The organism is Antarctobacter sediminis (assembly GCF_019218285.1).
GTDB classification, from domain to species: domain Bacteria; phylum Pseudomonadota; class Alphaproteobacteria; order Rhodobacterales; family Rhodobacteraceae; genus Antarctobacter; species Antarctobacter sediminis.
Window position 1 is genome coordinate 218,162 of sequence record NZ_JAHUZG010000001.1, and the last position, 17,553, is coordinate 235,714.

General features: G+C 63.3%; 20 protein-coding genes. 10 read left to right on the forward strand and 10 right to left on the reverse strand.

The genetic code is table 11. From position 1 onward, the window contains the following. The first annotated feature begins 12 nt into the window (after positions 1-12). Entirely contained in the window at positions 13-948 is a 936-nt protein-coding gene (locus KJP30_RS01110; RefSeq protein WP_218447120.1) for a LysR substrate-binding domain-containing protein, read from the forward strand. Positions 949-956: 8 nt separating this feature from the next. On the opposite strand, the gene bmt is transcribed toward KJP30_RS01110, so the two are convergent. The 4 genes from bmt to KJP30_RS01130 are packed head-to-tail and all read right to left on the reverse strand — an operon-like array spanning position 957 to position 5,466. Beyond that, positions 957-1,970 (reverse strand): betaine--homocysteine S-methyltransferase, encoded by a 1,014-nt coding sequence (bmt, locus tag KJP30_RS01115; RefSeq protein WP_218447121.1) that lies wholly within the window; start codon positions 1,968-1,970, stop codon positions 957-959. A gap of 36 nt (positions 1,971-2,006) precedes the next feature. Continuing rightward, entirely contained in the window at positions 2,007-2,714 is a 708-nt protein-coding gene (locus KJP30_RS01120) for a YdcF family protein (protein WP_218447122.1), read from the reverse strand. After that, positions 2,711-4,279: a glutamine-hydrolyzing GMP synthase gene (gene guaA, locus KJP30_RS01125; RefSeq protein ID WP_218447123.1), complete on the reverse strand. Its 1,569-nt coding sequence runs from the start codon at positions 4,277-4,279 to the stop codon at positions 2,711-2,713. Before guaA ends, KJP30_RS01120 begins: the two co-directional genes overlap by 4 nt. A 41-nt stretch (positions 4,280-4,320) precedes the next feature. Next, positions 4,321-5,466: an alpha/beta hydrolase gene (locus tag KJP30_RS01130; RefSeq protein WP_218447124.1), complete on the reverse strand. Its 1,146-nt coding sequence runs from the start codon at positions 5,464-5,466 to the stop codon at positions 4,321-4,323. 186 nt (positions 5,467-5,652) lie between these two features. Between KJP30_RS01130 and KJP30_RS01135 the strand changes: the two genes are divergently transcribed. Further along, on the forward strand, positions 5,653-5,832 hold the full coding sequence (locus tag KJP30_RS01135) for a hypothetical protein (RefSeq protein WP_218447125.1): 180 nt from the start codon (positions 5,653-5,655) through the stop codon (positions 5,830-5,832). A gap of 85 nt (positions 5,833-5,917) precedes the next feature. Here the strand turns inward: KJP30_RS01135 and KJP30_RS01140 are convergent, their stop codons facing one another. After that, positions 5,918-6,619: a DUF2270 domain-containing protein gene (locus tag KJP30_RS01140; RefSeq protein WP_218447126.1), complete on the reverse strand. Its 702-nt coding sequence runs from the start codon at positions 6,617-6,619 to the stop codon at positions 5,918-5,920. Between the two features lie 128 nt (positions 6,620-6,747). Here KJP30_RS01140 and KJP30_RS01145 point away from each other — a divergent pair, with 128 nt between their 5' ends. The 3 genes from KJP30_RS01145 (at position 6,748) to KJP30_RS01155 (ending at position 9,096) form a co-directional block, all read left to right on the forward strand. Beyond that, complete coding sequence (locus KJP30_RS01145) at positions 6,748-7,089, forward strand: Lin0512 family protein (RefSeq protein WP_218447127.1); 342 nt, start codon at positions 6,748-6,750, stop codon at positions 7,087-7,089. After that, positions 7,086-7,415 carry a hypothetical protein gene (locus KJP30_RS01150; RefSeq protein ID WP_218447128.1) on the forward strand — a complete coding sequence of 110 codons (330 nt, stop codon included), beginning with the start codon at positions 7,086-7,088 and terminating at the stop codon, positions 7,413-7,415. Before KJP30_RS01145 ends, KJP30_RS01150 begins: the two co-directional genes overlap by 4 nt. Positions 7,416-7,551: 136 nt before the next feature. After that, positions 7,552-9,096, forward strand: coding sequence for a trimethylamine methyltransferase family protein (locus KJP30_RS01155; RefSeq protein ID WP_218447129.1), 1,545 nt, complete (start codon positions 7,552-7,554; stop codon positions 9,094-9,096). Between the two features lie 33 nt (positions 9,097-9,129). On the opposite strand, the gene KJP30_RS01160 is transcribed toward KJP30_RS01155, so the two are convergent. After that, the gene (locus tag KJP30_RS01160) at positions 9,130-9,417 is read right to left on the reverse strand and encodes a DUF6477 family protein (protein ID WP_218447130.1); all 288 of its coding nucleotides are present in this window, start codon (positions 9,415-9,417) and stop codon (positions 9,130-9,132) included. A gap of 230 nt (positions 9,418-9,647) precedes the next feature. On the opposite strand from KJP30_RS01160, the gene KJP30_RS01165 reads away from it, so the two are divergent. Beyond that, a complete protein-coding gene (locus KJP30_RS01165) occupies positions 9,648-10,763 on the forward strand; it encodes a DUF6456 domain-containing protein (protein WP_218447131.1) in 1,116 nt (371 codons plus the stop codon). Positions 10,764-10,987: 224 nt separating this feature from the next. Continuing rightward, positions 10,988-11,935 (forward strand): lipoyl synthase, encoded by a 948-nt coding sequence (gene lipA / locus KJP30_RS01170; RefSeq protein WP_218447132.1) that lies wholly within the window; start codon positions 10,988-10,990, stop codon positions 11,933-11,935. 177 nt (positions 11,936-12,112) lie between these two features. Here lipA and KJP30_RS01175 read toward each other — a convergent pair whose 3' ends face one another. Continuing rightward, a complete protein-coding gene (locus KJP30_RS01175) occupies positions 12,113-12,991 on the reverse strand; it encodes a c-type cytochrome (protein ID WP_218447133.1) in 879 nt (292 codons plus the stop codon). 6 nt (positions 12,992-12,997) lie between these two features. Further along, the gene (locus tag KJP30_RS01180) at positions 12,998-13,450 is read right to left on the reverse strand and encodes a c-type cytochrome (protein WP_218447134.1); all 453 of its coding nucleotides are present in this window, start codon (positions 13,448-13,450) and stop codon (positions 12,998-13,000) included. A 195-nt stretch (positions 13,451-13,645) separates the two neighbouring features. Here KJP30_RS01180 and KJP30_RS01185 point away from each other — a divergent pair, with 195 nt between their 5' ends. Continuing rightward, positions 13,646-14,590, forward strand: coding sequence for a tetratricopeptide repeat protein (locus tag KJP30_RS01185; protein ID WP_218447135.1), 945 nt, complete (start codon positions 13,646-13,648; stop codon positions 14,588-14,590). A 10-nt stretch (positions 14,591-14,600) separates the two neighbouring features. Here the strand turns inward: KJP30_RS01185 and hpt are convergent, their stop codons facing one another. After that, positions 14,601-15,140: a hypoxanthine phosphoribosyltransferase gene (gene hpt, locus KJP30_RS01190; RefSeq protein ID WP_218447136.1), complete on the reverse strand. Its 540-nt coding sequence runs from the start codon at positions 15,138-15,140 to the stop codon at positions 14,601-14,603. Positions 15,141-15,211: 71 nt separating this feature from the next. Between hpt and KJP30_RS01195 the strand changes: the two genes are divergently transcribed. Beyond that, positions 15,212-15,655 (forward strand): type II toxin-antitoxin system RatA family toxin, encoded by a 444-nt coding sequence (locus KJP30_RS01195; RefSeq protein ID WP_218447137.1) that lies wholly within the window; start codon positions 15,212-15,214, stop codon positions 15,653-15,655. A 144-nt stretch (positions 15,656-15,799) separates the two neighbouring features. Beyond that, positions 15,800-16,309 (forward strand): hypothetical protein, encoded by a 510-nt coding sequence (locus KJP30_RS01200; protein WP_218447138.1) that lies wholly within the window; start codon positions 15,800-15,802, stop codon positions 16,307-16,309. Between the two features lie 63 nt (positions 16,310-16,372). On the opposite strand, the gene KJP30_RS01205 is transcribed toward KJP30_RS01200, so the two are convergent. Continuing rightward, complete coding sequence (locus tag KJP30_RS01205) at positions 16,373-17,551, reverse strand: ammonium transporter (RefSeq protein WP_218447139.1); 1,179 nt, start codon at positions 17,549-17,551, stop codon at positions 16,373-16,375. Positions 17,552-17,553: the final 2 nt, after the last annotated feature.

Genomic DNA, 17,553 nt, shown 5'->3' on the forward strand with positions numbered 1-17,553 from the left:
TGTCGGGGGATCATGTCGCTTTCGCATCTCAACGCATGGCGTGCCGTGGATGCGGTGCTGCGCGAGAAATCCGTGGCCCGCGCGGCGGAAGATCTGTCGGTGACGCAGGCCGCGGTCAGCGCACAGATCCGGCGTTTGGAGGAATGGCTGGGCCGCAGCCTGTTTCGCCGAACACCCGGCGGGCTGGAACCGGTCGAGGATCTGGCCGCTTTGGCCGCTGCATTGCGTGCGGGCTTTGCCGGGATCACCAGCGTGCAGGACGCGCTGCGCAGCGGCGTGTCCGAGCGTCGCCTGTCGCTGACCGTGACACAGACCTTTGCCGAAAGCTGGCTGCCGCATCACCTGCCGGATCTTTTTGCGCGGATCGGCGCGGTCGACCTGCGCATCGACGCCACCTGGGACGTGGTCGATCTGGCCTGTGCCGATGTGCATTTCGCCATTCGTTTCATGCCGCCGCCCGAAGAGGGATATTGCGCGGTGGACCTGCTGCCCAGCGGCGTGGTGCCGGTTTGCACGCCGGCTTTCGCGCAACGCTACGGGCTTGCGCCCGGTCAGGCCAACCTTGGCGAATTGCCGATCGTGCATATCGACGTGCCGACCTCGGACGAAACCTGGCTGGATTGGGCGGGGTGGAGCCGCGAAACCGGCATCGACATCTCGAGCGCCAGCGGTGCGCCGCAGTTTGCCCTGACGGGCAGCGGCGCACGGATCGCCCGTGCGGGGATCGGGCTGGTGCTTGGAGGATTGTCTGACGTGGTTCATGCGGTGGAAAGCGGGGACCTAGTGATGCCTTTCGGGCAAAGCTCGATTGTTCCGGCGCGTTATTGGCACCGGTTGCTCTGGTACGAGAAACGCCCGTTGGGGCCTGTTCAGCGCAAGTTCCGTGACTGGATTGCCGAGCGCGCCGCCGAGGACCGCGCGCGTATGCAACGCCTTTTCGGGGTCTGACCGCCTGCCTAGCCGCGCCGACGGCGACCGCGGCGTTCGCGGGTGGGGCCGTCGTCGCCGGTGCCATCGCTGTCCGAGGAAAAGCCACCAAGCGCGGTGGCGATCTGGTCCAGCGTCGGGCGCGGGCCCGGCGCGCGGGTTTCCAACGCCTCGCGCATGGCGCGCAGGTGGTCCGGCATGGTGCCACAGCAGCCGCCGATGATCCGCGCCCCGGAATCCCGTGCCATGACAGCGTAGTCGGCCATCAGCGCGGGGGTGCCGTCATAATGGATGTGTCCATCGACATATTTCGGAATGCCCGCGTTGCCTTTGGCGATCATCGGGCGTTCGGTGCCTTGCGCGGCAAATCCCAGAACGGTGCGCAACAGGTCCGAGGCGCCGACACCGCAATTTGCACCAAAGGCCAGCGGCGCGTTGGGCAGGCTGTCGACCATCTTGACCATATCGGCCGAGGTCACGCCCATCATGGTGCGCCCGGCGGTGTCAAAACTCATGGTGCCACACCATGGCATGTCAGCATTGGCAAAGGCTTCGGCGGCGGCTTTGAATTCTTCGGGGGCCGAGATCGTCTCGACCCAGAGCACATCCGCGCCGCCGTCCTTCAGGCCGCGGGCGGTTTCCTCGAACATCTCGACTGCGCTTTCATGGCTGAGGCTGCCGGCCTCTCCCATGATTTCGCCGGTCGGCCCGACCGACCCCGCGACAATCACGTCACGCCCTGCGCTGTCGGCGATTTCGCGGCCCAGTTCGGCCGCGAGTTTCGACAGTTCATAGGCGCGGTGCGCGGCGTCGTGCAGTTTCAGACGCGAAGCATTGGCCCCGAAGCTGTTGGTCAGGAACAGATCCGATCCGGCCTCGACCGCGCCACGGTACAGCGCGCGGATCTTGTCGGGTTCGTTTTCGTTCCAGAATTCCGGAGCGTCACCGGACATCAGGCCCATGTTGAAGAGATTGGTGCCCGTGGCCCCATCCGCCAGAAGCCAGTCGCGTTGCGCCAGCGCCTTGGAGAGTGCGTCGCTCATGTCGGTTGCCTTTCCGCAAGCTTTTGGGGCCGTGTTTCACATCTGCCGCCACGAGGCAAATTCATAATCATCATCATTTACATGAGCCGGGCTTGGGAACGCCTGGGCCAAAAGGCCCAGCGGAATGCGTCCTTTGAAGCCAAGCTGTTCGCCAAGGCTCCATGTGGCGGCGCGCACAAGGTTCAGCCCCCATGCGGCCGGTTCGCGCAGCATCGTCTGAATGGTCTTTGCCAAGGGGAGTTCGGGACTGGGGGCGGCGCAGGCGGCCCCGGGGCGTCCCGCCCATGCAAAAGAGGCCTGCGCGCGCCACGCGTGATAGCCATCGGTCACGATGATGACACGCGCCTCTTGCGGCAGGTCCGGCTTTGAAAACAACGCGTTTTGCAGTGTGGAGAGCGAATCAGGTTCCAGGGTCATGGCCGCTTCCGGAATGCCGTGGGCCCGGGCAACGCCTGCCATTCGGGGGGCGTTCGATGCATTGGCCATCGCCGGGCCGCCGGTCAGATGCAGCCGCGATACGGCGTGCCGGTCGAACAGGTCAATGGCGGCGTGCACGCGGCCTTTGCGCTCGCGCATTACGCGCGGCCCCATCACGGACCCGCCGCCCAGAACGACGGCGATGTCGTAGGTTTCATCGACTTCGGCGCAGCCCGGCGTCAGCACCGCCGAACCCAGCGCCAAGAGGACGCAGACCGCCACATAGGCCGCCAACAGGCGACCAATCCAGCGTGTCAGGCGTCTCATTCCCACTCGATCGTGCCCGGAGGCTTCGAGGTTACGTCATATGTGACGCGGTTGATGCCTTTGACTTCGTTGATGATCCGCGTCGCGGTTTCGCCAAGGAACTCGTGGCTGAACGGGTAGTAATCCGCCGTCATGCCATCGACCGAGGTCACCGCGCGCAGGGCGCAGGCATAGTCGTATGTCCGTCCGTCGCCCATGACACCCACGGTGCGCACGGGGAGGATGGCCACGAAGGCCTGCCAGATCTCGTCATACAGCCCGTGCTTGCGGATCTGGTCGATGTAGACCGCGTCGGCCTTGCGCAGGATCTCCAGCTTTTCGCGGGTGATCTCGCCGGGGCAGCGGATCGCCAGACCCGGCCCGGGGAAGGGGTGACGGCCGATAAAGCTGGCCGGCAGGCCCAGTTCGTGCCCCAGCGCGCGCACCTCGTCCTTGAACAGTTCGCGCAGCGGTTCGACCAGTTTCAGGCCCATCTTTTCCGGAAGGCCACCGACGTTGTGGTGCGATTTGATCGTCACCGAAGGCCCGCCGCTGAACGACACGCTTTCGATCACGTCCGGGTAGAGGGTGCCCTGGGCGAGGAATTTCGCGCCCTCGATCTGGTCGGCGTATTTCTGGAACACGTCGATGAACAGCTTGCCGATGATCTTGCGCTTGGTTTCGGGGTCGGAGACGCCGTCCAGTTCGCCAAGGAACAGTTCCTGTTCCTGTGCATGGATCACTTGCAGGTTCATGTGGTCGCGGAACATGCCGACCACTTCTTCGGCCTCGTGCAGGCGCAGCAGGCCGTGATCGACAAAGACGCAGGTCAACTGATCGCCGACGGCTTCGTGAATCAGTGCCGCCGCGACGGTGGAATCGACCCCGCCCGACAGCCCGCAGATCACCTTGGCGTCGCCCACCTGTTCGCGGATCTTGGCAATCGCCTCTTCGCGGTAGGCGCCCATGGTCCAGTCACCCTTGAACCCGGCTTCGCGTACAAAGTTTTCGTACAGCGTCTTGCCGTTGGGCGTGTGGTGCACCTCGGGGTGGAACTGCACCGCGTAGAAGCGCCGCGCGGGATCGGCGGTAATGGCAAAGGGCGCTCCGGTGGAGGTGCCGAAGACCTCGAAACCGGGCGCGATTTCCGAGACGTGGTCGCCGTGGCTCATCCAGACCTGTTCGCGGCCCGACCCGTCCATGAACCAGCCGGTCAGCATGTCCAGACGTTTGTCCGAAGGAGAGACGTAGGCGCGACCGAATTCGGCGGTGCCTTCGCCTGCGATGACCTTGCCGCCGAGGTCCTGCATCATGACCTGCTGGCCATAACAGATGCCGAGGATCGGCACGCCCAGGTCATAGACGCCCTTCGGCGGGCGCGGGCTGCCCTCGCGGGTCACCGAATCGGGACCGCCCGAGAAGATCACCGCTTTCGGAGCGAAGTCGCTCAGGAAAGCCTCGGTGACATTCTGGTAAGGGTGGATTTCGCAATAGACATTCAGCTCTCGCAGGCGGCGCGCGATCAGCTGCGTCACCTGGCTGCCAAAGTCGATGATAAGAAGGCGGTCGTGCTGGGTCTCGGTCATGGGTTTCCCATAGGCAGGGCGGGCGAAAATGGCAATGTGCCTCAATCACCAAGGAAGGCTTCCGTCCGTGTCAGCGCCTCATCCCATGCCGGATCATGCGGCAAAAGCATGTGGCTGCGGGTCTTGAGCCGGACAAGCCGGGCATCGGGGAGATGCGCGGCCAACAGTTGGCCCTGACTGATGGGGTGGATCGCGTCGCCCTCGGCGTGAAAGATCAGGGTCGGCGCGCGGACGTTTGGCAGATCCTCCATCACGTCGAAACGGTCGATCACGCCGCGTAGGGTGACCGCGGTGTCCGGGCTGGCCGAAGACAGCTGCATCCGGACCAGTTCATCCAGCTGGGGCCGCGTTGCGTCGGGGGCAAAGATCGTCGAAAACGCTTGCATGAAAGGGCTGTCTGCCTTGCCCCATCCGGCGCGGATCATGGCAAGGATCGTATCCTCGTCGACCGAATCGGCGCCCTCGGGCCGGTGGACCCGGCCCTGGGCATAGCCGCCGACAATTACCATCCGGCGCACGCGATCCGGCCAGCGGGCGGCAAAGCGGATGGCCACCGGCGCGGCCTGCGAGGCGGCGAAGACATCAAAGCGGTCAAGGCCCGCCGCATCGGCAACAGCGGCCATGTCCTCGACAAAAACGTCGATTCCGCTGAGCGGTGCATCGCGTGACGACAGGCCGGTGCCGCGCAGGTCATAGCGCACAAGGTGATGACGCGAAGCCAGACGTGCGATCAGAGGCCCCCAGATCGTTCCGCTCGAATCCAGTTCGAGATGAGACAGCCAATGCCCGATCCGCATCAGCGGCGGGCCCTCGCCGATACCCGTCCACGCGATCACGCTGCCATCGGCAGACCGGGTATAGGACACCTCGGGCATATCGGAAGGCTGTGGGGCAGGGGGGCTGTCCGGGCTGTGCAGGTCGGCGACAAAGGCCAGCCCCCGGCGCGGAATCGTCCGCAGGATGGCTTGTTCCTTGCCGGAATCTCCCACCGCCGCGCGCGCCGCGCTGATCCTTGCGGCGATCGTGGCGTCGGAAACCGCCAGCCCGTTCCAGATGGTTTCCACCAGCCTGTCCTTGGAAACCACAGCCCCGCCGGATTGCGCCATGAAGGCAAGAAGGTCAAAAACCTGCGGTTCCACATGCACTTCTTCCTTGCCCCGCCAAAGCTGGCGACGGTCAAGATCCATCCGGCAATCCCCGAAGCGCAAAATCATGCACCGAGTGTCCCCGAAGCCGGAGCCGAGCCAAAGCGTTTTCTGCATCCGAAGGCAAAGACAAGGGTTTCGCAAGGCAATCAGAAGGCACTCTTCAAGCGGCCCGCCAGGGGACGTGTTGAACTGGGTACATCACACCGCCAACCCGGAGTAACCGCCATGACCCGCCAGCAAGAAAACATCCGCACCCGCGCCGACGGTTCGATCGACACCGCCTATTATATGGCGCGCGGTCGCCGCCTGCGGTCCGAAGCCGCCCACGCCATGTTCCAGCCCGAGCCGAAAGTTCGGCGGCCGCGGCGCGGCATTGCGCGGCTGTTTGGCGGTGTCTTTGCCTGACGTGCCGGGCCAGCCGTCAGGCAGACCCCGCGTGCCGAAAATGACCCCGGTCATTCTGCGGTGCGCGGGGTCATCTGGTTTGGGCTCATCCCATGGAGTGTGATTTCTCGTGTCCGCGCTGGCGTCCGCGCTGGACATCCGACCGCCATGACCACAGCGCCAGTCCGGCGGCTGTCGTGATATAGATCACTCCGCCCGCCACCAGCACCTCTCCCGGAACGGGGCCGACGTCGGCCCGGTCGAGGGCCTCTTGCCAGCTTTGGACGGCGGTTGGATGCACCGCCAGCTTGCCTGCGAAGGCCAGCGACTGGATCAGTAAAATCCAAAGGTAATTCGAACGGATGCGCCGTCCGATGGCAGTCATCAGGGTGACGTGATAGGTCGGCCTCATATAATCTTTGGCCAAGGTCTTTTGCCAGCATTCTTCAAGATGCAGGTCACCGTCATCCAGCATGGGCGCGTAGAAATGCTGTTCCATCCAGCGACAGCGCGCGCGCCAGACGTTGAAATAGCGATACCGCCGCGCCTCCAGCATCAGGAAAAGCAGGATCAGCACGCCCACGAGCACAAGAGGCAAAGGCGAAGAATCTGGGGAAGCAAAGGAAATGGACAGCGCCACGCCCAAAGTCACCACCGCCCAGTTGGTCGTTGTGTCCAGCCGGGTGCGCCAGATCGTGCTGCGGTAAACCTCGCCCCGATACAGATGGGCGACGGCGGTGATTTCGGACGAACTCAGCGTCTTGCGCTCCATTGCCTGTGCAGGCTGCGGCGCGGGCTCTCCTCCCATGGGGCCGGTATCCTTGTCTTTTCCCCAGTCTGGCGTGAAAGCGGCGACAGGTCAAAGCCGCGGCGCGACGGGGGCTTGCCTTTCGATGCAGAGCGGGGTCCGCTGCGACCATCAAGGATGGAGAGATCATGATCGTTCTGACGGAATTCGGGATGGGTACGTCGTTAAGGCGCGGCGATTACACCGAGGCGGCGGCACGCGCCTTGCGCGATGCGCTTTGGAAGAGTTCGATCAATGCCGCCGAATGGCTGGGGCGCCAGAAGATGGATATGCGTCTGGGTGTTCAGATCGCGGTACAGCGCCCCGAAGAGGTGGAAGTCGCCAAGCTGGCAGAGGTATTTCCCTATGGTTCAGCCGAGATCACGGTCGGCTTTGGCGGGCTGGATGTGCCGCGCCCCGAGGGCACGGGACATCCGACGGTTCTGGCACATGCGGCCATCACCGTCCGGTTCGAGGAGGATGAGGTGTGAGCGGGCAAGGACACAGGCTGATCGTGCGGATGGGCACTGGCATCGGAGACACCGTGCTGGAGGCAGCGCGAAAGGCGCTGGCAGATGCGCAGACGCGGGCGCGCCTGTACGTGGACGTGGAATGCCGCGTGGTGGTGACGCTTGGCCTGCCCAAGGCGGCCGGGGAAGTTGATACCGGCGCACTGCCTGTCGGGGATCTGGGGGACGACGTGGAAATGCGTGTCGTGCCGGGCGGCATGATGGTCGATCAGCCCAACGGCAGGCCGGTTTGTATTGTCAGTGCCGCAATCGAGCACTTTCCCAAAGCGCTTTCGGCGCGTGGCTAGGCCCTCTGCGACCGGTTCATGTCGCTTTTTCCCGCCAAGCGCCGCAATCGCGCAAAGCCGCAGAGCTGGAACGGGATAGATACAGGAACACAGTTTTTCCGGGCGCATTTGCGCTCTTTGCGGTCGAGGACGACAAATGGCAGACGTGGCAGCGCGTAAACGGTCCAGAGGTGGCGGCGGGGCCGCACGTCGGGCAGAGCGAACTTCGGTTCAGGTGGAAACCGCCCGTTACATCGAGCGGAAGATTCCGAACCTCGAGATTCTGGACGAGGCCGCGCTGGAACTGATCGAAGATCACGCCGAGCAGGTGCTGGAAGAGATCGGCGTCAACTTTGTCAACAATCCCGGCGCACTGGACCGCTGGCGCGAGGCTGGCGCGCAGATCGACGGCGAGCGTGTGCGCATTCCGCGCGGTCTGGCCCGCAAGCTGGTGGCCACGGCACCGTCGCAATTCACCCAGCACGCCCGCAACCCGGAACGTTCGGTCGAAATCGGCGGACGCAACCTTGTGTTGGCGCCGGTCTATGGCCCGCCCTTCGTGCGCGATGCCGAAGGTGGTCGTCGCTATGCGACGATGGAGGATTTTCGCAAGTTCGTGAAGCTGGGCCAGATGTCGAAATGGCTGCATCACTCGGGCGGGACGGTCTGTGAACCGACCGATATTCCGGTGAACAAGCGCCATCTGGACATGTTGCTGGCGCATATGACCCTGTCGGACAAACCTTTCATGGGCTCCGTGACCGAACCCAGCCGCGCGCAGGACAGCGTCGACATGGCGGGGATCCTGTTCGGCAAGGACTTTGTGCGAGACAACACCGTGATGACCTCGCTCATCAACATCAACTCGCCGCTGACCTTCGACGACGTGATGATGGGCGCGCTGGAGGTCTATGCCTCCAATATGCAGGCCTGCATCATCTCGCCGTTCATCGTAGGCGGGGCCATGGCGCCGGTTTCCGTTGCGGGTACCCTTGTGCAGGTTCTGGCCGAGGTCTTGGCAGGGGTGGCGTACAGCCAGCTTGTCCGTCCCGGCGCGCCGGTGATCTTTGGCGCATTCGTGACCTCGATCGACATGAACTCGGGCGCGCCGACCTTCGGTACGCCAGAAGCATCGCAGATCACCTATGGCGCGGGCCAGCTGGCACGTCGTCTTGGGCTGCCCTATCGTTCGGCAGGGTCCTTCTGCGGGTCCAAACTGCCCGATGCGCAGGCCGCCTATGAGACTGCGAATTCACTGAACATGGGGCTTTTGTCGGGAGTGAACTTCATGCTGCACGCCTGTGGCTGGCTCGAAGGCGGTCTGGTTTCCTCGTTCGAGAAATTCGTGATGGATGCGGACCAGCTGGGCACATTGCACAAGATGGCGCAGGGTGTGACGGTGGACACCGATACGCTGGCGATGGACGCAATCCGGGAAGTCGGCCCCGGCGGGCACTATCTGGGCTGCGCGCACACGCAGGCCAATTTCAAAACCGCCTTCTGGCGCTCTGAACTGTTGGATTACAAACCTTATGAAACATGGTCCGAGGAAGGTGCGCGGGATACCGTCGCGCTGGCCTCTGCCCGGGTTCAAAAGCTGTTGGACACCTATCAGCAGCCGATGCTGGACCCGGCGATCAACGAGGCGCTCAACGCCTATGTGACCGAAAAGAAGGCGTCTATGCCCGACGCCTTTTCCTGAGACGGTACCAGGGTTTTGACATTGCGGGCGGCCTTAGTAGGCCGCCTCGCGCAGGATGCGGGCCTCGCCCATCATGGCGGTCAGAACCTCGACGTGGCGGCTTACGGAATAGGCTGCATCGTCGGTGTGACGCTTGTCATTCAACTCTGCCTCGATCTCGACCAGTTGCATCAGCGCGGCCCCGGGTCGGGGCAGCGCACCATAGCCCAGCAACCGGTTGAGATGGGGGTTGCGGCGATAGTCCTGTGCGCCGATCCGGGCCGCCCGGATCAAAAGCCGGGGACGACGCAGATCGTTCAGCAAACCAAGAATGTCCTTCATCGCATCGCTCCTCGTTTTTTGCGAATGTGAGGGAACTATGCACAGCCAAACCGGGTGTTGCGCGAGCAACGATCGGTCCGTACGCATGGTAAAGGGCTGGTTTAACTTTCTTATAAATAATCATTTTTGCGGTGTTCTGTTAACTGTCCAGTAAGGAACACACGTCTAGGTTGCGATTATAGCTAATGGGGATAAGTCTGTGGAAAATACCCCTGGAAAGGAAAGCGCGAATGCGTGACGCGCGTCTCGACACCCCGGCAGAAGAACTGCCGAACTGGGTGCCCGATGCGGCGCGCGTCTACCTTGCGCATACCGAACAGGGGTGCTCGATCAGGGAACTCGCGCGGCAAGCTGGGTGCCACGCGTCGACCGTCTTGCGTCAGGTGCGCAAGATCGAGACCCGCAGGGACGATCCTCTTGTCGATGCGGCTTTGTGCAACCTGGGGGCAGCCGGGGCGGAAACTCCGGCACTTGAGACCAGAAAGGACAAGGACCCGATGAACGCTGCCATGATACCCACGCCCCCGGACGAGGTCACACTCGCCCGCGAGGCCCGGCGCGTGCTGCGCCGTTTGTGCGAAAGTGGCGCAGTCCTGGCCGTTGCGGCCGAAATGGACAAGGCCGTGGTCGTGCGGGACACCGGTGACGGTGGCAATACGCGAACCGCGGTTGTGGATGTGGCCGTGGCCCAGGCCATGGCGCTGAAGGATTGGATCGGTTGCGACGCGCCCGGGCGGATCTCACGTTATCGGATTACCTCGGCAGGGCGTGCGGCCCTGAACCGGCTGGTGGCCGAACAGGAAAGCCGCGTAAGGGGTTTCGCCGAGGCGCAGGCCGGGTTCGAAACCGGACGGGATGCCGAGGCCGCGCTGGACGAGGTCGAACGCGACCCGCGTGCCCGCAAGGGGCGCTACATGTTGGCGGAAAGTCCGCTGACCGCTCTTGGGCGGCGTCGGGACAAGGACGGCACGCCCTTCCTGTCCGAGGAGCTGATCGCTGCCGGGGAACGGTTGCGGGAGGATTTCGAATTGGCTCAAATGGGCCCGCGCACGGCGCAGAACTGGGACCAGTTCCTGACCGCGGGTGTTTCGACCGGCCCCTCTGGGGGCGGAGAGGTTGGGTCCAGTGCCGCGCAGGGCCGTCTTCAGGCTGCGCTGCGCGATCTTGGCCCCGGGCTGGGGGACGTTGCGCTGCGCTGCTGCTGCTACCTCGAAGGGTTGGAGACCACGGAAAAGCGGCTTGGCTGGTCTGCGCGGTCGGGCAAGATCGTTCTGCGGATCGCCCTGCAACGGCTGCGCCGCCACTATGAGGAACGCAGCAAGGGCGGCGGCGACCTTATCCGCTGATCCCGGCCCTGACGGGAGTGCAACCCTGTCCGGCCCTGATTGCATGGCCCCGGAGTGGCGAAGAGCCGCTCCGGGGCCTAAGTCTTTGACACAGCCGGGAAAGGTGCAGGGGGCACTCGCTAACATCGGGGATTGGCCGCCGGGTGAGCGACCGGGTACACTGGAAACACCCCCTGCATTCCGGTAATAAGGATCAAGCCGCCGCAATATGAGGGGAAATTTCCGTGCGCGATCTCAAAATGCCTGCCGAGCGCCATCCGGAAAAGGCGCACCGCCCCGACAACGTTCAGCCCAAGAAACCGGAGTGGATCCGGGTTAAGGCACCGGGCGGACAGGGCTATGCCGAAACCCGCCGCATCATGCGCGAGCACAACCTTGTGACCGTCTGCGAAGAGGCGGGCTGCCCCAATGCCGGCGAATGCTGGAACCAGGGTCACGCCACGATGATGATCATGGGCGAGATCTGTACCCGTGGCTGTACCTTCTGCAACGTGGCCACCGGGCGCCCGGATACGCTGGACGTGTTCGAACCGGGCCGCGTGGCGGATGCCGTGCAGAAGCTGGGCCTGAACCATGTTGTGATCACTTCTGTCGACCGGGACGATCTTGACGATGGCGGGGCCGAACATTTTGCCCAGACCATCCGTGCCGTGCGCCATCGCGCGCCGGGCACCACGATCGAGATCCTGACCCCGGACTTTCTGAAATGTGGTCCCGAGGCGCTGGAGATCGTGGTTGCCGCCAAGCCGGACGTCTTTAACCACAACCTTGAAACCGTGCCGGGCCTGTACCCGGAGGTGCGACCCGGTGCGCGGTATTTCCACTCTCTGCGGCTTTTGCAGCGGGTCAAGGAGATCGACCCCTCGATCTTTACCAAGTCGGGGATCATGGTGGGACTGGGCGAAGACCGTCAGTCGGTCACGCAGGTCATGGATGACATGCGCGCGGCGGATGTCGATTTCCTGACCATCGGCCAGTACTTGCAACCGACCCCGAAACACCACCGTGTCGACCGTTTCGTGACCCCGGAGGAATTCGCGGCCTACGAAAAGTCAGCTTATGGCAAAGGTTTCCTGATGGTTTCGGCCACACCGCTGACCCGGTCGTCTTACCATGCGGGCGATGATTTCGCCCGTTTGCGCGCGGCGCGTGAGGCAAAGCTGGCGCGCTAAGGGTCGCGGCTCTGTCTCTGGGGGGCGGAGCAATGTGAAGATCGTTGCGGTCTGGAGGCGTCGGCGCGCACCAATACAAAATCCGAACGGTGGCATGGTGCGGCTGGTAACACATGAAAAAGGCCGGGGTTTGAAACCCGGCCTTTTGTGTTTTCAGGGTGCTTTTGCGACCTGCTGTCAGTTGCCCAAAGGGGGCAAGGCCTTGACGTAGGCGGCGACTGCCTGCCGATCCTCAGCCGACAGATGGGCAAAGTTTTCGACAACTTCGGCCATATGCCCGCCAACGGCGTCGAAGCTGGGGGTGAACCCGGATTCGAGGTAGTAGGCCACGTCTTCGGCAGACCAGTCCAGTTTGTCAGGCGTCAGCGGCGGGATTGTCCCGCTGCCTGAGGGGTTCGGTGCCCCGCCCATCCAGCGACCCTTGTCCAATGCCCCCAGCGCATTGCGCGGAGTATGGCATTCGGCACAATGCGCCAGCGTTTCCACCAGATAGCGGCCGCGTTCGTTTCCATTGGCCTCCATCACGTAGTTGTCCGACATGAAGAGGAATTTCCAGCCGCCCACCGAACGGCGGATGTTGAACGGAAATCCAACGTCGTGCGGTTTGCTGGCCACATCGCTGGCAGGCAACGTCTGCATATAGGCCCAGAGATCGACGAGGTCCTGGTCTTCCATCTTGACGTAGGAGCCATAGGGGAAGGCCGGGTAGTAATGCTGGCCCTTGGGGTTTACGCCGCGCGTCACCGCGTTGGCGAAATCCTCAAGGCTCCACCCGCCAATGCCGTGATCCTGGTCGGGCGAGATGTTCGGCGCGTAGAACGTGCCGAAGTCAGATACAAATTCCATCCCGCCGGTCAGAACCAGCTTGTCCTCGGCCCCTTTTGTGTGGTGGCACGAGGCGCAGCCAGCCGCGGTAAAGACCGTCTCTCCCCGTGTGGCATCGCCGGTCAGCCCGCTGAACTTGTCCGCGTCGACGCGATCCGGCGCAGTGACCCACAAGCCGACCCCGGCGCCGACAATCGCCGCCAGGACCACGAGTTTCAGGAACGTCCGCACCGGGAATTACTCGGGCGCGCGATAGGTATCGTGGCAGCCTTTGCAGGATGCGCCGAGGGCACCCATGTTCGGGCCGATCGCGTCCTTGCCGGTGCCGGCGGCCGACGCCATCGCGGTGGCCGCTTCGCCGAAGGCGGCCCATTTGGCCGAGAAATCATCCATGTTTTCCCAGATCGCCGGTTGGGCGCGGGTGCCGTCCAGCGACATTGCGTCGGTGCCATCGGCCCACATTGCGGCCTGCGACAGCTTGGACACGGCCACCAGCGAATCGGCTGCGGCCTGTGCGGCGTCGGCGTCGTAATCCACCGAACCGCGGGCCATGCCGCCAAGAATGCCGAGGTTCAGCGCCATGATGTTGAATTGGCCCTGACGCGCCTTGACCGGCTGGGGAAGGTCCTGAGCGAAGGCGGGGGCGGCAATAACGGCCAGTGCGGCCAATGCAGCAAACGAGGTTTTCATGGGTATCTCCCTGTGTTGAATACCTGCAGCATAATATCGCAGGCGGATGTGACAATCACATTCTCGTATCCCGATTTCCTCAGCCGTGCCAAGCGGTCGGCTGCACAAATCCGCGGCGGATCTTGGCGTTTGACCGGGATATGGGCGCCTGTCTATCCTTCGGAGGTAACACATTTTTTTCACGGAGGAATTTTCATGTCCCGCATTCTTGCCGCAGCGATCGCGCTTTGGCCCGTGGTGGCCCCCGCGCAGGGTACGCTGGATGTGCCGATTTCCGCCGCTTTGGCCGAGGCGAGGGACGCATGGCTGGACGGTCGCTATGACGGTATCTGGCAGATCGTGCGCGAGGCCGCCGAGGCGGGGAACCCGGTGGCACAGAATATCCTTGGTGCCAGCCTGACGGAAAAGGATGGCGGCAAGGGCTTGGCCTATGATCCGGCCAAGGGGCTGGAATGGTATCGGCGCGCCGCCGAACAGGGATATGCCCGCGCGCATTTCAACATGGCCCTGTTCTGGCAGAATGACCATGATGGTTTCGGCGTCGACTTTGACCAGATGCGGGCCGAGGCGGAAAAGGCCATCGCGCTGGATTATCCAGAGGCGTGGAACCTCTTGGGCGACATGTATTACCACGGCCGTGGCGTGGCAGAGGACAAGGCGCAGGCGCTGGCCATGTACCGCAAGGGCGCGGATGCCGGCACCTTTAACGGCCTGCGCGAGGTTGGCTACGCCTATTACCACGGCAACGGTGTCGCGCCGGACGTAGATCTTTCACGCCTGTATCTTGAACGGGCGGTGGCCGCGGGCGACAGGAAATCCATCCCCGACCTCGCATGGCTTTACGAAGGCAATGACGGGATCGCGCAAGACCTGCTGAAATCCTATCTGCTCTACATGATGGGGGTCGAACGGGGCGTCCCCAAGGCCGCCTACGAGCTGGGGCTTTTCGTGGCTTGGAAGGATTATGAAGGCTTCTGGCACGATCCGGTCAAAGGGTACGGATACTGCCTGTTGTCGCTGGACTGGGGGTATACCTTGTCCGACGGCGATGCCACCGCCGAATGCGAAGAGATCGCAGAAGGGTTTGACGCGGGACAGCGTGCAGCTGCCCGCGCCTTTGCCGACACGCTGAAGCGCTGAGGCGGCGCGGTCAGTCCGTAAACCGCACCTTGCCGATATAGGGCAGGTTGCGGTTTCTCTGGGCAAAGTCGATGCCGTATCCGACGACAAATTCATCGGGGATCTCGAAGCCGGTCCAGTCGGCCTTGACCTCGACCTCGCGGCGCGAGGGTTTGTCCAGAAGGGCGATCACCCTAAGCTTGCGCGGCCCACGCGCCTGCAACAGGTGGACGACGTGGCTCATGGTGAAGCCGGTGTCGATGATGTCCTCGACCACCAGAACGTCGCGGCCTTCGATGCCAGAGCGCAGATCCTTGAGGATGCGCACTTCGCGGCTGCTTTCCATGCCGTCACCGTAGGAGGAGGCTTCGAGGAAATCGACCTCGACCGGCAGGTTCAATTCTCGCACGAGATCGGCGATAAAGACGAAACTGCCGCGCAGCAGGCCGACAACCACCAGTTTGTCGGTGTCCGCGAATTCACGGTCGATCTCGCGCGCCAGCGCCTCGATCCGGGCGGCTATAGCCTTGGCCGAGATCATTTGGTCTACGACATAAGGACGCTTTGTCATGGCTTTCCCTTGAAATTTCCGCCTGACAATACGAAATCCCGCCGCATTGTTCAGTCCCCAAAAAGAGCGACATGCCGACCCACTCTGAAACCCGCAATCTGCCCTACACCGCCCAACAGATGTACGATCTGGTTGGGGATGTGGCCTCATACCCGAAATTCCTGCCGTGGACAGCGGCGGCGCGCATCCGGTCGCGCGAGGATCACGGAGACCACGAGGTGATGCTTGCGGACCTGGTGATCTCGTTCAAGGTCTTCCGCGAGAAATTCGGATCGCGCGTGACGCTCTGGCCCGAGGATCGGCGGATCGACACCGAATACCTCGACGGGCCGTTTCACCACATGGTGTCAAAGTGGGGCTTCAAGGATGTCGAAGGCGGATGCGAAGTGTCCTTCTTCGTGGATTTCGAATTTCGCAACCGCATCCTGCAAGGGGCGGCGGGCATGTTCTTTTACGATGCGATGCAGCGGATCGTGCGTGCATTTGAGCGGCGCGCGGCGGAACTTTACGGCTAGGTCAGGGGCAAGAGGACAGGCGGCGCCTTCCCTGGATCTGCAAATACGCGGTTAACCACGCCGCGTGATCCCGGGGTATGTGCCCCTGTTTCGTCAGATTTCCGGCGCATCCTTGGCCAAAGCCTTGATGACCGGATCCGCGCCATGCCTGCCGTTTTCAACATCGCCGCGATCAAACTGCCCTTGGTGCAGCTTTTGTCCATGCCGCAGGCGGCCAAGAACGCCGCGCAGAAAGTTCCGCCGGGACAGGCGCAGCACGCCGCGCAATCCGCCCCCACGGCGGTCGCGCCCAACGGGGCTGGCGCGCCCATGGCCACCGGCGCGGTGTTGCCACCCTCGGCGCAGTTGCCGGTTCCGGCACCGCCGCCGGTGGTTTCGACCAGCCAGACAGGGCGCCTTGCCGCCGCTGCGATCAACGGGCTGGAGCGTCAGCCGGAGGACCGGCGAGGACAGAGGCAAGGACAAGGGCAGGGCGACCGACACCGGCATGGCGACCCGGCGCAGGGCGATGACCCCGAACATCCGCCGCAGGCCCAGACCGCATCTCATGACAGTCTGCCCGGCGGTCTGGCCCCCTTGTCATCAGATCCACAGACCACCCGTGCTGCTCCGGGGTATGCTGCCGCGCGGGCGGCTACCCGCAGCGGTTCGTGACGGACGCAAAGAAAAACGGGCCCCGAAGGGCCCGTCCGTTGCGGCTTGTCTGTTTGTGGCGGATCAGCTTGCGTGATCGTAGGCCCGTTCGCCATGCACGCTGATGTCCAGCCCGTTGACCTCGGTCTCTTCGTCGACCCGCAGCGGGAACACCGCCTTGACCACGAAGATCAGAACCACGGTCACGACTGTGGTGAAAACACCGACAACCACCAGCGATCCCAGTTGCGCCGCCCAAGACCCAAGGCCAAAGACCGCGATCATGATGGTGCCAAAGATCCCGCCAACTCCGTGGACGGCAAAGACGTCCAGTGTGTCGTCGATCTTTAGCTTGTTGCGGATCAGGTTGACGGCTTCCTGACAAAGGATGCCAGCCACCGCGCCGATGATCAGCGCCTGCACCGGACCGACAAAGCCAGAGGCCGGGGTGATCGAGGCGAGGCCCGCGATCGTGCCCGTCACCATGCCCACCATCGAGGCTTTGCCGAACTTCACCTTTTCCCACAGCGCCCAGGTCAGCGAGGCCGCTGCCGCGCTCAGGTGTGTCACGGTCAGCGCCATGGCCGCGCCACCGTCCGCCGCCAGTTGCGAGCCGCCGTTGAAGCCGAACCAGCCGACCCAAAGCATCGCCGCGCCGATCATCACGTAGCCGGGGTTATGCGGGGGATGGGTGGTGGTGCGGCGCGGACCAAGGAAAACCGCGATCAGCAGCGCCGCAAGGCCAGCGGTTTCATGCACCACGATGCCACCGGCAAAATCCTTGACCGCCTCACCGAACAGCGGGGTATCTCCGGCCAGCAGGCCGCCGCCCCAGACCCAATGCGTCACCGGCGCGTAACACAGCAACATCCACAGGCCCGAAAACACCAGCACAAAGCCAAAGCCCACGCGTTCTACGTAGGCGCCCACGATCAGCGCCGGGGTGATGATGGCAAAGGTCATCTGGAAGGCAAAGAACAGCACTTCGGGCAGGGTGCCCGCCAGCGTGTCGGCGTCGATGCCGTTCAGAAACGCCTTGCCCAGACCGCCCCACAGGGCGTTGCCCTCACCAAAGGCGATGGAATAGCCCAAGGCGAACCAGAGCACGCTCATCAGGCAGGCGATGGCATAACAATGCATAAAGACGCTGAGCACGTTCCGTGCCCGCACAAGGCCGCCGTAAAACAGCGCCAGCCCCGGCAGCGTCATGAACAGCACAAGTGCTGTGGCTACGATGATCCAGGCGGTGTCCGCTCCGTTCATAT

Bases quoted from the DNA above. Each gene is read 5' to 3' on its own strand.
- KJP30_RS01160 (WP_218447130.1), bottom strand. From the start codon at position 9,417: ATGAAGGACATTCTTGGTTTGCTGAACGATCTGCGTCGTCCCCGGCTT.
- KJP30_RS01180 (WP_218447134.1), bottom strand. From the start codon at position 13,450: ATGAAAACCTCGTTTGCTGCATTGGCCGCACTGGCCGTTATTGCCGCC.
- KJP30_RS01135 (WP_218447125.1), top strand. From the start codon at position 5,653: ATGACCCGCCAGCAAGAAAACATCCGCACCCGCGCCGACGGTTCGATC.
- bmt (WP_218447121.1), bottom strand. From the start codon at position 1,970: ATGAGCGACGCACTCTCCAAGGCGCTGGCGCAACGCGACTGGCTTCTG.
- guaA (WP_218447123.1), bottom strand. From the start codon at position 4,279: ATGACCGAGACCCAGCACGACCGCCTTCTTATCATCGACTTTGGCAGC.
- KJP30_RS01165 (WP_218447131.1), top strand. From the start codon at position 9,648: ATGCGTGACGCGCGTCTCGACACCCCGGCAGAAGAACTGCCGAACTGG.
- KJP30_RS01195 (WP_218447137.1), top strand. From the start codon at position 15,212: ATGCCGACCCACTCTGAAACCCGCAATCTGCCCTACACCGCCCAACAG.
- hpt (WP_218447136.1), bottom strand. From the start codon at position 15,140: ATGACAAAGCGTCCTTATGTCGTAGACCAAATGATCTCGGCCAAGGCT.
- KJP30_RS01145 (WP_218447127.1), top strand. From the start codon at position 6,748: ATGATCGTTCTGACGGAATTCGGGATGGGTACGTCGTTAAGGCGCGGC.
- KJP30_RS01120 (WP_218447122.1), bottom strand. From the start codon at position 2,714: ATGAGACGCCTGACACGCTGGATTGGTCGCCTGTTGGCGGCCTATGTG.
- KJP30_RS01130 (WP_218447124.1), bottom strand. From the start codon at position 5,466: ATGGATCTTGACCGTCGCCAGCTTTGGCGGGGCAAGGAAGAAGTGCAT.
- KJP30_RS01200 (WP_218447138.1), top strand. From the start codon at position 15,800: ATGCCTGCCGTTTTCAACATCGCCGCGATCAAACTGCCCTTGGTGCAG.
- KJP30_RS01110 (WP_218447120.1), top strand. From the start codon at position 13: ATGTCGCTTTCGCATCTCAACGCATGGCGTGCCGTGGATGCGGTGCTG.
- KJP30_RS01205 (WP_218447139.1), bottom strand. From the start codon at position 17,551: ATGAACGGAGCGGACACCGCCTGGATCATCGTAGCCACAGCACTTGTG.
- KJP30_RS01140 (WP_218447126.1), bottom strand. From the start codon at position 6,619: ATGGGAGGAGAGCCCGCGCCGCAGCCTGCACAGGCAATGGAGCGCAAG.
- KJP30_RS01185 (WP_218447135.1), top strand. From the start codon at position 13,646: ATGTCCCGCATTCTTGCCGCAGCGATCGCGCTTTGGCCCGTGGTGGCC.
- KJP30_RS01155 (WP_218447129.1), top strand. From the start codon at position 7,552: ATGGCAGACGTGGCAGCGCGTAAACGGTCCAGAGGTGGCGGCGGGGCC.